The 13,512-nt window shown below is 70.7% G+C and carries 12 protein-coding genes; all 12 read right to left on the reverse strand.

The annotated features are described in order from the left end of the window. Nucleotides 1–61 precede the first annotated feature (61 nt). The gene (gene dapF / locus CRP27_RS09485) at nucleotides 62–952 is read right to left on the reverse strand and encodes a diaminopimelate epimerase (protein WP_097180466.1); all 891 of its coding nucleotides are present in this window, start codon (nucleotides 950–952) and stop codon (nucleotides 62–64) included. Continuing rightward, nucleotides 949–1,896, reverse strand: coding sequence for a tRNA (adenosine(37)-N6)-dimethylallyltransferase MiaA (miaA, locus tag CRP27_RS09490; protein ID WP_097180467.1), 948 nt, complete (start codon nucleotides 1,894–1,896; stop codon nucleotides 949–951). Before miaA ends, dapF begins: the two co-directional genes overlap by 4 nt. Next, complete coding sequence (gene miaB / locus CRP27_RS09495; RefSeq protein WP_097180998.1) at nucleotides 1,883–3,376, reverse strand: tRNA (N6-isopentenyl adenosine(37)-C2)-methylthiotransferase MiaB; 1,494 nt, start codon at nucleotides 3,374–3,376, stop codon at nucleotides 1,883–1,885. The genes miaA and miaB overlap by 14 nt, the downstream gene beginning before the upstream one ends. 37 nt (nucleotides 3,377–3,413) lie before the next feature. Then, nucleotides 3,414–4,277: a regulatory protein RecX gene (locus CRP27_RS09500; RefSeq protein WP_097180468.1), complete on the reverse strand. Its 864-nt coding sequence runs from the start codon at nucleotides 4,275–4,277 to the stop codon at nucleotides 3,414–3,416. Then, nucleotides 4,274–5,341 (reverse strand): recombinase RecA, encoded by a 1,068-nt coding sequence (gene recA / locus CRP27_RS09505; protein WP_097180469.1) that lies wholly within the window; start codon nucleotides 5,339–5,341, stop codon nucleotides 4,274–4,276. The genes CRP27_RS09500 and recA overlap by 4 nt, the downstream gene beginning before the upstream one ends. Nucleotides 5,342–5,591: 250 nt before the next feature. Further along, complete coding sequence (locus CRP27_RS09510; protein ID WP_097180470.1) at nucleotides 5,592–5,816, reverse strand: DUF3046 domain-containing protein; 225 nt, start codon at nucleotides 5,814–5,816, stop codon at nucleotides 5,592–5,594. Nucleotides 5,817–5,900: 84 nt separating this feature from the next. Further along, nucleotides 5,901–6,209: a helix-turn-helix domain-containing protein gene (locus CRP27_RS09515; protein WP_027464765.1), complete on the reverse strand. Its 309-nt coding sequence runs from the start codon at nucleotides 6,207–6,209 to the stop codon at nucleotides 5,901–5,903. Nucleotides 6,210–6,363: 154 nt separating this feature from the next. Then, nucleotides 6,364–6,861: a CinA family protein gene (locus tag CRP27_RS09520; RefSeq protein ID WP_097180471.1), complete on the reverse strand. Its 498-nt coding sequence runs from the start codon at nucleotides 6,859–6,861 to the stop codon at nucleotides 6,364–6,366. Then, on the reverse strand, nucleotides 6,858–7,502 hold the full coding sequence (gene pgsA / locus CRP27_RS09525) for a CDP-diacylglycerol--glycerol-3-phosphate 3-phosphatidyltransferase (RefSeq protein ID WP_176505541.1): 645 nt from the start codon (nucleotides 7,500–7,502) through the stop codon (nucleotides 6,858–6,860). Before pgsA ends, CRP27_RS09520 begins: the two co-directional genes overlap by 4 nt. Nucleotides 7,503–7,507: 5 nt before the next feature. Next, the gene (locus CRP27_RS09530) at nucleotides 7,508–10,447 is read right to left on the reverse strand and encodes a DNA translocase FtsK (protein ID WP_097180473.1); all 2,940 of its coding nucleotides are present in this window, start codon (nucleotides 10,445–10,447) and stop codon (nucleotides 7,508–7,510) included. Between the two features lie 167 nt (nucleotides 10,448–10,614). Further along, nucleotides 10,615–12,291, reverse strand: a complete 1,677-nt coding sequence (locus CRP27_RS09535; protein WP_097180474.1) for a ribonuclease J — start codon at nucleotides 12,289–12,291, stop codon at nucleotides 10,615–10,617. Between the two features lie 49 nt (nucleotides 12,292–12,340). Then, nucleotides 12,341–13,318 (reverse strand): 4-hydroxy-tetrahydrodipicolinate synthase, encoded by a 978-nt coding sequence (dapA, locus tag CRP27_RS09540; RefSeq protein ID WP_097180999.1) that lies wholly within the window; start codon nucleotides 13,316–13,318, stop codon nucleotides 12,341–12,343. Nucleotides 13,319–13,512 lie beyond the last annotated feature (194 nt).

Consider the following 13,512-nt stretch of genomic DNA (forward strand, 5'->3'; position numbering starts at 1 on the left):
GACCAGCGTCACCGACGTCGGCACGGTGATCCGTGCCTCCAGGCCGACGGCCGTGGTCGGGTCAGACGGTCAGGTCCCCCGAGAAGACGAGTTCCGCCGGACCGGACAGCGAGACGTGCTCGCCGTCCTCCGCAGCGAACATGCGCACCGTGACGACCCCGCCGGGGACGCGCACGCGCCACGTGTCTGGTGCCCCGTTGCCGGCCCAGTACCGCGTCGCCAGCGCGGCGGCGACGGCCCCGGTGCCGCAGGACAGGGTCTCGCCGCTGCCGCGCTCGTGCACGCGCATCGTGATCTGGCCGACGCCGTCCTGGACGAGCGGGTCGCCTGGCAGGACGAACTCGACGTTGGCGCCCGCGGCCGGCGCCGGGTCGAGCACCGGCACGTAGGTGAGGTCGACGTCCGCGAGTTCGTCGTCCGTCGCGAGTGCCACGACGACGTGCGGGTTCCCCACGTCGATGCCGAGGCCGGGGCGCGCGCGGTCGAGGTTCTTCGCGCGGACGAGGACGTCGTCCGACCCGCCGCCCTCGATGCCCAGGCCCCAGCGACCGAGGTCGGCGGCGAACCCGTTCGAGGTGCGCTGGATGTCCACCAGGCCCTTGCGGCTGCCGACCGTCAGGGTCTCCCCCGGTGCGAGCTCGACGAGCCCGGACTCGGTGAGGTACCGCGCGAACACGCGGATCCCGTTGCCGCACATCTCCGCGACGGTGCCGTCGGCGTTGTGGTAGTCCATGAACCAGGTGGCGGCCGGGTCCTCGGCGAGGAGCGCCTGCCCCTCCGCCAGCGACTCGGACCGGACCGCGCGGATGACGCCGTCGCCGCCCACGCCGAAGCGCCGGTCCGCGATCGCGCGGATCCGGTCTGGGGTCAGGTCGACCGTGGCGTCGGGGTCGGCGAACAGGACGAAGTCGTTGCCGGTCCCCTGGCCCTTGGTGAAGTGCAGCTCGGTCACGGGACGATCCTACGGGCCGTCTCGGTGAGCGCCGTCCGGTCGGCCCCGGTGACGTCGAGCACCTCGGTGTCGGCGTACCGGCGGAACCACGACACCTGGCGCCGGGCGTACTTGCGCGTGGCGATGCCCGTGGCCTCGACCGCGTGCTCGACGGTCGACTCCCCCCGCAGCACCTCGAGCGCCTGGGAGTACCCGATCGCTGCCCGCGCCGTCTTCCCGCGTTCCAGACCTCGTTCGCGCAACGCGTCGACCTCGTCCACCAGGCCCTCGGCGAACATGCGCGCGGCGCGCTCGTGCAGTGCCTCGACGAGCTGCGCGCGTTCGCGGTGCAGGTGCAGGATCCGTGCTGGTCGCCAGGCACGGGGCGCGGACGGGAGGCTCGGGGTGACGATCTCGGATCGGCTCGCGATCTCGAGTGCCCGGATCAACCGCCGTGGGTTGCGTGCGTCGATCGTCGCTGCGGCAGTCGGGTCGAGAGTCCGGAGCCGCTCGAGCAGGATGCCCGGACCGAGCTCGTCGTGCTCCCGTTCGAGCTGCGCGCGGAGTTCGGGATCGGTGCCGGGGAACGCGAGGTCGAAGAGGACGGCCGACACGTACAGCCCGCTCCCGCCGACGAGGACCGCGACGCCGCCGCGCCCGTGGATCGCGTCGATCTCGGCGCGGGCGTCGCGTTGGTACGCGGCGACGCTCGCCTCGTCGGTGACGTCGAGCACGTCGAGCTGGTGGTGCGGGATGCCACGGCGTTCCTCGACGGTGAGCTTCGCGGTGCCGATGTCCATGCCGCGGTACAGCTGCATGGCGTCGGCGTTGACGATCTCCGCCGGGCGTCCGGACGCCTGCAGCCGCTCTGCGATGGCGATGCCGAGGTCGGACTTGCCGGTACCGGTGGCGCCGACGACGGCGATCAGGTCGGCGTCGACGTGCTCGGGGTCAGCGGCCGACACGGAGCGTGGGCAGGCCGAGCGACACCGCGCGCGGGCCGTCGGCGGGTGCTGCCGGTGTGGGCACGCCGCAGCTCTCCGCCTGCGCGCGGTCCCAGGCGTCGCCCGCGCGGGTTCGACGGATCGACAGGGGCCCGTCGTTGTCGGCGATGAGGAAGTGCGGTGCGGACCGGGTGACCTCGACCGTCACGACGTCGCCGGGGCGCGGCACGGCGGACCCTGCGGGCACGGCGAAGTGCACGAGGCGCGAGTCCTCGGCACGGCCGGACAGCCGGTGCGTCGAGTCGTCCTTCTTGCCCTCGCCCGTCGCGACGAGCACCTCGACGCTCCGGCCGACCTGGGCGGCGTTCTCCTCCGCCGTGATGCGCTCCTGCAGGGCCACGAGGCGTTCGTAGCGCTCCTGCACGACCTGCTTCGGGAGCTGGTCGTCCATCGTGGCCGCGGGGGTGCCGGGGCGGATCGAGTACTGGAACGTGAACGCCGAGGCGAACCGGGCCTGCTCGACGACGCGCAGGGTGTCCTCGAAGTCCTGCTCGGTCTCGCCGGGGAACCCGACGATGATGTCCGTGGAGATGGCCGCGTGCGGGATCTTCGCGCGGACCCGGTCGAGGATGCCGAGGAAGCGCTCGCTCCGGTAGCTGCGGCGCATCGCCTTGAGGATGCGGTCGGAGCCGGACTGCAGCGGCATGTGCAGCTGCGGCATCACGTTCGGGGTCTCGGCCATCGCGTCGATGACGTCGTCGGTGAAGGCCGCCGGGTGCGGGCTGGTGAACCGGACGCGCTCCAGGCCCTCGATCTGCCCGGTGGCCCGCAGGAGCTTGCCGAACGCCTGCCGGTCGCCGAACTCGACGCCGTAGGAGTTGACGTTCTGGCCGAGCAGGGTGACCTCGATCGCGCCGTCGTCGACGAGCGCCTGGATCTCGGCGAGGACGTCACCGGGGCGGCGGTCCTTCTCCTTGCCGCGGAGCGACGGGACGATGCAGAACGTGCACGTGTTGTTGCACCCGACGGAGATGGACACCCACCCGCTGTGCGTCGAGTCGCGCTTCGTCGGGAGGGTCGACGGGAAGACGTCGAGCGCCTCGAGGATCTCGATCTGCGCCTCGTCGTTGTGCCGCGCCCGCTCGAGGAGGGTCGGCAGCGACCCCATGTTGTGCGTCCCGAACACGACGTCGACCCAGGGGGCCTTCTCGAGGATGACGTTCTTGTCCTTCTGCGCCAGGCACCCGCCGACCGCGATCTGCATGCCGGGGTGGTCGCGCTTGATGCCCGCGAGCTGCCCGAGGTTCCCGTACAGCCGGTTGTCGGCGTTCTCGCGCACGGCGCACGTGTTGATGACGACCACGTCGGCCTGGTCACCGTCGGCGGCGACGTAGCCTGCGGCCTGGAGCGAGCCGCTCAGTCGCTCGGAGTCGTGCACGTTCATCTGGCACCCGTAGGTGCGGACTTCGTAGGTGCGGGGGCGCGCTGCGACGGTGGCCATGGTCATCCCAGTGTAATTCCGCCGGAGCGCGACCCGGCTACTCGAAGCGGACCGAGCCGCGCGGGCCGCGGGGACCCCGGCCACCCCCGTCCAGTGCACGTTCCACGGCGATGCGGACGACTCCGCCGTTGTAGCCCTTGCGCATCAGGAACCCCGAGAGCCGGCGTTCCGCTGTTGCACGATCAAGCCCGCGGAGCTGTCCCGCCCGCTTCTCGGCGAGCTCGATCGCGCGGACGAACTCGTCGTCTTCGTCGTCGGCCGCTGCCTCGAGCGCGGCGTCGATCGCTGCCTGGTCGATCCCGCGACGACGGAGTTCCGCCACGACGCCCTGCCGGCCGAGGCCCTTCCGGTCGTGCAGCCGGTCGACGAGGTCGGTTGCCAGCGCGACGTCGTCCAGCAGTCCCACCCGCGTGAGCCGCTCGACCTCGTGCTCGACGACCTCGGGGTCGAGGTCGTTCTTCGTCAGCATCGTCCGGAGCTCGGACTCGCTCACACCCTTGCGCCCGAGTGCCCGCATGCTGAGCCGCTCGGCGTCGGCGCGCTGCTCGTCGATCGGCCGTGGTGCGTCGGCCGGGTCGATCTCGGCGCCGCTGTCGATCGCGAACACCGAGGCCGTGGTGGCGTCGGCGGTGTGGTCCTCGTCGTACCCGTCCTGTTCGGCACGGGCACTGCGTCCGGAGCCGTCCCCCACCACCGGCTGGAGCCACTCGGCCTGCGCCCGCGCACCCTGGATCGGGAGCGGGACCGGCGCGTCGGCGTCCGTGTCGAGGACGGGAGCGTCCGTGTCGGGACCGGGAGCGTCCGTCTCGGGAGCCGGACCAGGAGCGGCGCGACGGGACCTCGCACCGAACAGGTCGGTGACCGGTGCGAGGTCCGCGTCGTCGTCGTGGTCGGTCGTCACGCGCCCTTGCGCTCCGCGATCTTCGGCGCGATCGACTCGACCGGTGCGTCAGCCGCTTCGACGGACGCGCCGCCGACACCGAGCTTCGCGAGGATCTTGCCTTCGATCTCGGCGGCGATCTCCGGGTTCTGGATGAGGAACGACCGCGAGTTCTCCTTGCCCTGTCCGAGCTGGTCGCCGTCGTACGTGTACCAGGCGCCCGACTTCTTGACGATGCCGTGGTCGACACCGAAGTCGAGCAACGAGCCCTCCCGCGAGATGCCCGTGCCGTACAGGATGTCGAACTCGGCCTGCTTGAAGGGCGGCGCCATCTTGTTCTTGACGACCTTGACGCGCGTGCGGTTGCCGACTGCGTCGGTGCCGCTCTTGAGCGTCTCGATGCGTCGGATGTCGAGGCGGACCGAGGCGTAGAACTTGAGCGCCTTACCACCGGCCGTGGTCTCCGGGCTGCCGAAGAACACGCCGATCTTCTCGCGCAGCTGGTTGATGAAGATCATCGTGGTCTGGGTCTGGTTGAGCCCACCGGCGAGCTTGCGGAGCGCCTGCGACATGAGGCGCGCCTGGAGACCGACGTGCGAGTCACCCATCTCGCCCTCGATCTCGGCGCGGGGCACGAGCGCCGCGACGGAGTCGATGACGACGAGGTCGATGGAGCCGGAACGGACGAGCATGTCGGCGATCTCGAGCGCCTGCTCACCGGTGTCGGGCTGGGAGACGAGGAGGGCGTCGATGTCGACGCCGAGCTTCTTGGCGTACTCGGGGTCGAGCGCGTGCTCCGCGTCGATGAACGCCGCGATGCCGCCAGCGCGCTGGGCGTTGGCGATGGCGTGCAGCGTCAGCGTGGTCTTACCCGACGACTCCGGGCCGTAGATCTCGATGATGCGGCCACGCGGCAGACCACCGATCCCGAGCGCGACGTCGAGCGCGACCGACCCGGTGGGGATGGTGGCGACGGGCGCGCGCTCGTCCGAGCCGAGGCGCATGACCGTGCCCTTGCCGAACTGCCGGTCGATCTGTGCGAGGGCGGTCTCGAGGGCCTTCTCGCGGTCCTGGGGTGATGGCATGGGGTGCTCCTTCGTGCTCGGTGTCGGCCGCCTGTAGGCTGTCGCGTCCACCCCGGCCGGTGGTGCAGGGCCGGTGTCTCAGCGACAAGGCTTCGGGCTGTTCCCGATGACCTCGAACCTAGGGCGGGCCACCGACATCACTGCCGCCGGCCGCGCGATCTGTGGACGAGGTCCTCGTACAGCGCCGATGTGGAGGAAAGTACCACCGATCGAACACGCGTTCGAGCAACACGCCGAACACGTGTTCGGATCAGTCCCGGGGTTCGGCGAGGCCCTTGCCGTGCCGCTTGTCGAGCGGGACGTCCTGGGAGTCGCAAAGCGCTTCCCACACCCGGCGCGCGTCGATCCCCGCCGCGAGGGCGTCCGCCGCGGACCGCCCGCCGAGCTCCTCGAGCACCACGTCCCGGCTGACGACCGCGCCGTACGCATCGCCGAACACCTGGTCGACCGCTCGCCAGAACTCACTCACACGCATCGTTCCAGCGTAATCGGCACGCGCCCACCGGACGCACGAACGCCCCCGCTGGCGGACCAGCGGGGGCGCGTGGGGCGGTGCGGGTCAGCGCACCGCGAGGTCGTTGTCGAACTCGGCGACGAGGTCGTCCGGGAGCGTGTCCGGCACGGGGGTGAGCCCCTCGACGATCGCGAGACGGTCTCCCACCTCGCGCATGATCGTGGAGATGGGGGTGTCCAGCGCATCCGCGACGGATGCGAGGATCTCCGAGCTGGCCTCCTTCTGACCGCGCTCGACCTCACTGAGGTACCCGAGAGCCACGCTGGCCTTGGACGCGACCTGACGGAGGGTCCGGCCCTTCTGCAAGCGGAAGTCCCGCAGAACGTCGCCGATTTCCTGACGAACGAGAACCATGAGATCTCCTCCTCTCTGTCGTCTCCGCGCCCGCTCGGTCCGGATGGCCGAGTTCGGGTTGAGCAACTGTAGCGTTGCCGGTTGCAGCATGCTAGCGAGGCCGGCTGCTGTACCGCTGGAGATTGCGTGAGATGTAACCCAGTGGAAACGGGACCTATTCCCGGCCCCGGATCGTGGACGACATCCGTGCCAGGAGTTCGGAGACGGACGCCTGGCGGATTGCCTCACGGTCACCGTCGAGGTGGAGTTCGTACGCCGTGGCAGCGTCCTCGGAGGCGATCCCGACGAACACCGTGCCGACGGGCTTGCCGTCCTGCGGGTCGGGGCCGGCGACGCCGGTGGTGCTGATCCCCCAGGTCGCGGGCGCCCCGTCGACCGCGAGGGCCGCCCGGACGCCCGTGGCCATCTGCCGGGCGACCTCGGGATCGACGGCGCCGTTGCTGGCGAGCAACGCATCCGAGACACCGAGGACGGTGTGCTTGACGGGGGTCGCGTAGGCCACGACGCCGCCGCGGACGACCGCACTCGCACCGGGGACGCCGACCAGGGTCGCCACGACGAGTCCGCCGGTCAGGGACTCGGCGACCGCGACGGTCTCACCGCGTGCGGTCAGCTCGGCGATCAGGGTCGCCGCGGCGGACCCGACGGTCACGCCGCGGTCCGGTTGTGCTTCCAGGCCTGCCAGAGGTAGTCGATGCCGCTCAGGACGGTCGCGAGGAACGCCGCCGTCATCAGGATGCCGTTGACCCAGTGCGCCCAGTCCCCGACGAGGTTCCACCACGGGAACAGCGCCGCGGTGAGCGCCACGGCCTGCAGCACGGTCTTGATCTTGCCGCCCCGGCTCGCCGGGATCACCCGGTCGGAGAGCACGGCGAACCGGAACACCGTGATGCCGATCTCGCGCACCATGATGAGCACGGTCACGTACCAGGGCAGTTCGCCGAGGATCGACAGGGCCACGAGGGCGCCGCCGATGAGCACCTTGTCGGCGATCGGGTCGACGAGCTTGCCGAAGTCCGTGACGAGGTTCTGGCGTCGGGCGATGATGCCGTCGGCGCTGTCGGTGACGATCGCCACGACGAACGTGATCGCCGCCCAGATCCGCAGCGGCCCGTCGGCTCCGGCGTCCGCCAGGAGCAGCACGAAGAACAGCGGGGCCATCAGGATCCGGACGACCGTGATGATGTTCGCGACGTTGCCCGTCGACGCTGGGCCGGGACCCTTGCGGATGAGTCGTCCGCGCCACGGGAACTTCGCGCCGTGCGTCGTGTCCGTACCGTTCGAGGCGGTCATCGCCGTCACTCCCTGCCCGTCAGTCCCCACGCGTCCTCATCGGGCTCGTCGTCGGTTTCATCGTACCCGCGCGTCATGTCCCCCACCGGGTCGGCTCCGTAGCGGTCGCCGTCGTCGGACGGCGCGGACACGGGCGCACTCGGCGCGGCGGTCGTGCCGACGAGCCCGGCACCGGCTGCGGGCGCTGCGGCGGCGGGTGGTTCCTCGCCCCGGAGCTTCGCGAGCACCGACGGCAGCTGGTCGGCCGTCACGAGCACGTCGCGGGCCTTGGACCCCTCGGACGGCCCGACGATGTCGCGGGACTCCATCAGGTCCATGAGGCGACCGGCCTTCGCGAAGCCCACGCGGAGCTTGCGCTGGAGCATCGACGTGGAGCCGAACTGGGTCGACACGACCTGTTCGACGGCGGCGAGCAGCAGCTCGAGGTCGTCGCCGATGTCCGCGTCGATCTCCTTGCGCTCGACCACGGCCTGGACGTCCTGGCGGTACTCCGGGCGGGCCTGGCGCGTGACGTGCTGGACGACCTCGGCGACCTCGCTCTCGTTCACCCAGGCACCCTGCACGCGGAGCGACTTCGACGACCCCATCGGCAGGAAGAGCGCGTCGCCCTGCCCGATGAGCTTGTCGGCACCGGGCTGGTCGAGGATGACGCGGGAGTCGGTGACGCTCGTGACGGCGAACGCGATGCGCGACGGGACGTTCGCCTTGATCAGACCGGTGATGACGTCGACCGAGGGGCGCTGCGTCGCGAGCACGAGGTGGATGCCGGCGGCGCGGGCGAGCTGGGTGATGCGCACGATCGACTCCTCGACGTCGCGCGGGGCGACGAGCATGAGGTCCGCGAGCTCGTCCACCACGACGAGCAGGTACGGGTACGGCTTGAGCTTCCGCTCGCTGCCGGCCGGCAGGACGATCTCGTTGTTCTCGATCGCCTTGTTGAAGTCGTCGACGTGACGGAACCCGAACGACGCGAGGTCGTCGTACCGCATGTCCATCTCCTTCACGACCCACTGCAGCGCCTCGGCTGCCTTCTTCGGGTTCGTGATGATGGGCGTGATGAGGTGCGGGACGCCCGCGTAGATCGAGAGCTCCACGCGCTTGGGGTCGACGAGGACCATGCGGACCTCTGACGGCTTCGCGCGCATCAGGAGCGAGGTGATCATCGAGTTGATGAACACCGACTTGCCGGAACCGGTGGAGCCGGCGACGAGCAGGTGCGGCATCTTCGCCAGGTTCGCCACGACGAACCCGCCCTCGACGTCCTTGCCGACGCCGATCGTCATCGGGTGCTTCGACTTGCGTGCCGCGTTCGACCGGAGCACGTCGCCGAGCGACACCGTCTCGCGGTCGGTGTTCGGGATCTCGACGCCGATGGCGCTCTTGCCGGGGATCGGCGACAGGATGCGGACCTCGTTCGAGGCGACCGCGTAGGACAGGTTCTTCGAGAGCGCCGTCACGCGCTCGACCTTGACGCCGGGGCCGAGCTCGATCTCGTAGCGCGTGACCGTCGGGCCGCGCGAGAAGCCGGTCACCTTCGCGTCGACCTTGAACTCGGTGAGGACCCCGGTGATCGCGGCGACGATGTCGTCGTTCGCCTGGCTGCGGGCAACCGACGGCGAGCCGGAGCTCAGGGTGGTCGCGGCCGGCAGTCGGTAGGGCGCGGACGGGTCCTCGTCGGCAGCGGCGACGGGCGGGAGACCGTCGTCGGCGGCCTCGGGGACGTCGTCGGCCGGGAGGGACGGGGAGACCACCGGGGACACGGCGGCGTCAGGACGCACCACCTCGGTCGCCGCGGGACGCTCCGGGACGGGCGTCCCGAAGTCGCGGAGCGCCTGCTCGGCGTCCTGCAGGTCCTGCTCGACGGAGTCGTTGAGGTTCACGGACGCGGGCTCGGCCGGCGTGTGGTCGACGAGCCCGGCAGCGGCACCGGCGTTCGGGTTCGCGGCACCCGACGCGGGGACCTCGGGGACGGTCGACGTCGCGCCGGTGATCACCGGGCTGTCGTAGGCCGGGTCCTCTTCGCGCCCGGACTTGTTGCGGCGCCACCAGGGGACGGTGCCGCCCTCGGCCTCGTCGCCGTCGGCGGCGGCCCGGTCCTCGTCGAAGCCGAGGTCGTCGAACAACTGGAAGTCGGTGTCGCCCTTCTTCCCGCGCTTCGACGTCTTCGCGCGCGGCGCCGGCGCCTCGGCCACGGCTTCCTCGGGCTCGGCGGCAGGCGCCGGCGCACCGAAGAGGTACGCGTACAGCTCGTGCAGCCGTCGTCCGAGCTTGTTCGGCGGAGTCTTCGTGATGATGAAGAGCGAGAGGACGAGCAGCACGATCGCCACCGGGACCGCCACCCACGCGGTCGCGATGGTGACGAGCCACCCGATGACGACCCAGCCGATCACCCCTCCGGCCGCCGCGAGCGCGGGCATGCCGTCCGGAGCGCTCGGCTGGCCGCCGAAGACGTGGCAGAGCGAGGCGATCGACACGAGCAGCAGCCCGAGGCCGATCCCGATGCGGGTGTTGTCGTGCACCGACGCCGGGTGCCGGAAGAGCCAGCCGGCGAAGACGACCATGATGACGGGGAGCGCGAAGGCCAGCCGTCCGAACAGCCCGCCGAACGTGTAGGCGTCGAGCGCCACCGAGACGGAGTTCGTCGGGTTGAGCCACTCGACCACCGCTCCGGCGATCGCCAGGACGAACAGCAGGAACGGGAACCCGTCGCGACGCTGGTCCTTCTCGAGGGTCTCCTTGCCGAGCAGGCGGAACATCGCGCCGACGCCGTGCGCCATCGCGAGCCAGAAGGTCACGAGCGGGTTCTGCTCGCGGAAGACCGGTGTCGGTGCCGCCTGCGGGAGCTTCTTCGTCGTGGCCTGGGTGCGCGACGGACCGCGCGTCCCGCTTCCACGGGACGACGAGGACGCGCGCGAGCGCGTGGTCGACTTGGTGCCTCCGGCCATGGGCAGCACCCTAATGCCCTCCCAGGACAAACCAAGGGAGGCCCGCCGCGTCCGTGACGGACGCGACACGTGCCCGGAACGCGACTGGAGGCCCGGTGCACGTCCGTCAGGAACGTGCACCGGGCCTCCAGTCCGGTCCACTGCCGCAGTGCGGCAGGCGCGGCGCGCTACGCCTCGATGACCACCGGGACGATCATCGGTCGGCGACGGTGCTTCGTGTTCACCCAGCGCCCCACGGTCCGGCGCACGACCTGCTGGAAGGCGTGGCCGTCGCGGGTGCCGTTCGCGGCCGCCTCGGCGAGGGCCTTGGCGATCTGCGGGCGGACCTCGTCGAAGACGGACTCGTCCTCGGCGAAGCCCCGCGACTGGATCTCCGGGCCGACGACGCACTGGCCCGTGGTGAAGTCGACCGCGGTGAAGATGGAGATGAAGCCCTCTTCGGCCAGGACGCGGCGGTCCTTGAGGTCGGCGTCGGTGATCTCGCCCACGGTCGAGCCGTCGACGTACACGTACCCGATGTCGAGCTGTCCGGCCACCGTGGCGACGCCGTCCTTCAGGTCGACGACGATGCCGTCCTGCCCGAGGATCACATTGCGCGGCGGCACACCCGTCTGGATCGCCAGGTCGGCGCTCGCGTACAGGTGGCGGTGCTCGCCGTGGACCGGCAGGACGTTCCGCGGACGCAGGATGTTGTAGCAGTAGAGGAGCTCGCCGGCGGACGCGTGCCCGGAGACGTGCACCTTCGCGTTGCCCTTGTGCACGACCTTCGCGCCGAGCTTCGTCAGCCCGTCGATGACCCGGTAGACGGCGTTCTCGTTGCCCGGGATCAGCGACGACGCGAGGATGACGGTGTCGCCCTCGCCGATCTCGATCTGGTGCTCGAGGTTCGCCATGCGCGCCAGGACGGCCATCGGCTCGCCCTGCGACCCGGTCGACATGTAGACGATCTGGTCGTCGGGGACGTTCTTCGCCTTCTTCGTGTCGATGAGCACGTTCTCGGGCACCCGGAGGTAGCCGAGGTCGGCGGCGATGGTCATGTTGCGGATCATCGAGCGGCCCATGAACGCGACCTTGCGGTTCGCGGCTGCGGCGGCGTCGAGGACCTGCTGCACACGGTGCACGTGCGACGAGAAGCTCGCCACGACGACCTTCTTGCGTGCGCGCGTGATGATGTTCTCGAGGACGGGGCCGATGTCGCGCTCGGGGGCGGTGAAGCCCGGCACGTCGGCGTTCGTCGAGTCCGGCAGGAACAGGTCCACGCCCTGCTCGCCGAGGCGGGCGAAGGCACGGAGGTCCGTGATCCGGTCGTCGAGCGGGAGCTGGTCCATCTTGAAGTCGCCCGTGTGCAGGACCCGACCGGCGGGGGTCGTGATCGAGACGGCGAGGGCGTCCGGGATGGAGTGGTTCACGGCGACGAACTCGAGGTGGAACGGGCCGAGCTGCTCGGTCTGGTCCTCCTGCACGACGAGCGTGTACGGCTTGATCCGGTGTTCCTTGAGCTTCGCCTCGACGAGGGCCAGCGTCAGCGTGGAGCCGATCAGCGGGATGTCGTCGCGGAGCTTCAGGAGGTACGGGACGGCGCCGATGTGGTCCTCGTGACCGTGCGTCAGCACGACCCCGAGGACGTCGTCGAGGCGGTCCCGGATCGGCGCGAAGTCCGGCAGGATCAGGTCGACCCCGGGCTGGTGCTCCTCGGGGAAGAGCACGCCGGCGTCCACGACGAGGAGCTTGCCCTCGTACTCGTAGACGGTCATGTTGCGACCGATCTCGCCGAGTCCCCCGATGGGGATCACGCGGAGGGTGCCGGCTTCGAGCGGCTGCGGTTCGGAGATCTGTGTGGGCATTCGGTCCTACGGATTCGGGCGACGCGCGTCCTGCGCGCCGCGGTGTTCGCTAGCGGGTGGTGCCTGGCACCTTCGGTAGAGCGCCGCCGGCCGCTGCGTTGCGGTCGGGGCGGAAGTTGGAGAAGTCGGCGCCCGGGATGTCCCGGACGGATTCGAGCGAGGTCTCGATGGCGTAGGCCTCGGAGTCCTCGGGGCCGACGAGCGGCAGACGGACGCGCGGGCTGCCGATGCGGCCGAGCCCGTGCAGGATGTACTTCGCCGCGACGGTGCCCGGCACGTGCGTCATGACGGCACGGACGAGCGGCTCGACGCGCTTGTGCTCGGCGGTCGCGGTCGCCAGGTCGCCCCGGTTCACGGCGTCGATGATGGTGCGGTACGGCGTGCTCGTGATGTTCGCGGTCACGCCGATGAGGCCCGTGGCGCCGATCGACAGGTGCGGGAGCACGTTCGTGTCGTCGCCGGAGAAGTACATGAGGTCGGTGTTGTTGAGCACCCGGGAGACCTCGGCGAAGTCGCCCTTGGCGTCCTTCACGGCGAGGATGTTCGGGTGGTGCGACGCCCGCACGATCGTCTCGTACGTGATCGGGATGCCCGTGCGGCCGGGGATGTCGTACAGGATCACGGGCAGGTCGGTGGCGTCGGCGATCATCCGGAAGTGCGTGAGCACACCCGACTGGGTCGGCTTGTTGTAGTACGGCGTGACGATCATCACGCCGTCCGCGCCGGCCTTCTCGCTCTGCTTGTACAGGTGGATGGCGTGCGCGGTCTCGTTCGAGCCGCCGCCCGTGATGATCTTCGCGCGGCCCGCGGCGACGGACTTGCCGACCTCGACCAGCCGGAGCTTCTCCGGGTCGGTGAGGGTGCTCGTCTCGCCGGTCGTGCCGGTCACGACGATGCCGTCGGCGCCGGCGGTGATGCAGTCGTCGATGTGCTGCTCGACGCCGGGCCAGTCGACCTCGCCGTCAGCCGTGAACGGGGTCACGAGGGCGACGAGGACCTGGCCGAAGGGATTCTCACGCGGGGACACGGGCACCAGCGTACCGGGGATGCGGGCGAGGGCGGCCGTCCGCCCGGACGGTCACCGGGCTGGGCCCCGCCGCCGGTTCCGGATCGACGCGCCAGCGGCGAGCCGGCCGTGCCGGTGGGAGAGGCGCGGATCACCCCCGCCTCGGACGCTGCGGCCCGGCCGTCGGTTGCGTGCACCCGGCGGCGTTCGCCGCA

It is taken from the genome of Curtobacterium sp. 314Chir4.1, assembly GCF_900215175.1.
GTDB lineage: Bacteria > Actinomycetota > Actinomycetes > Actinomycetales > Microbacteriaceae > Curtobacterium > Curtobacterium pusillum_A.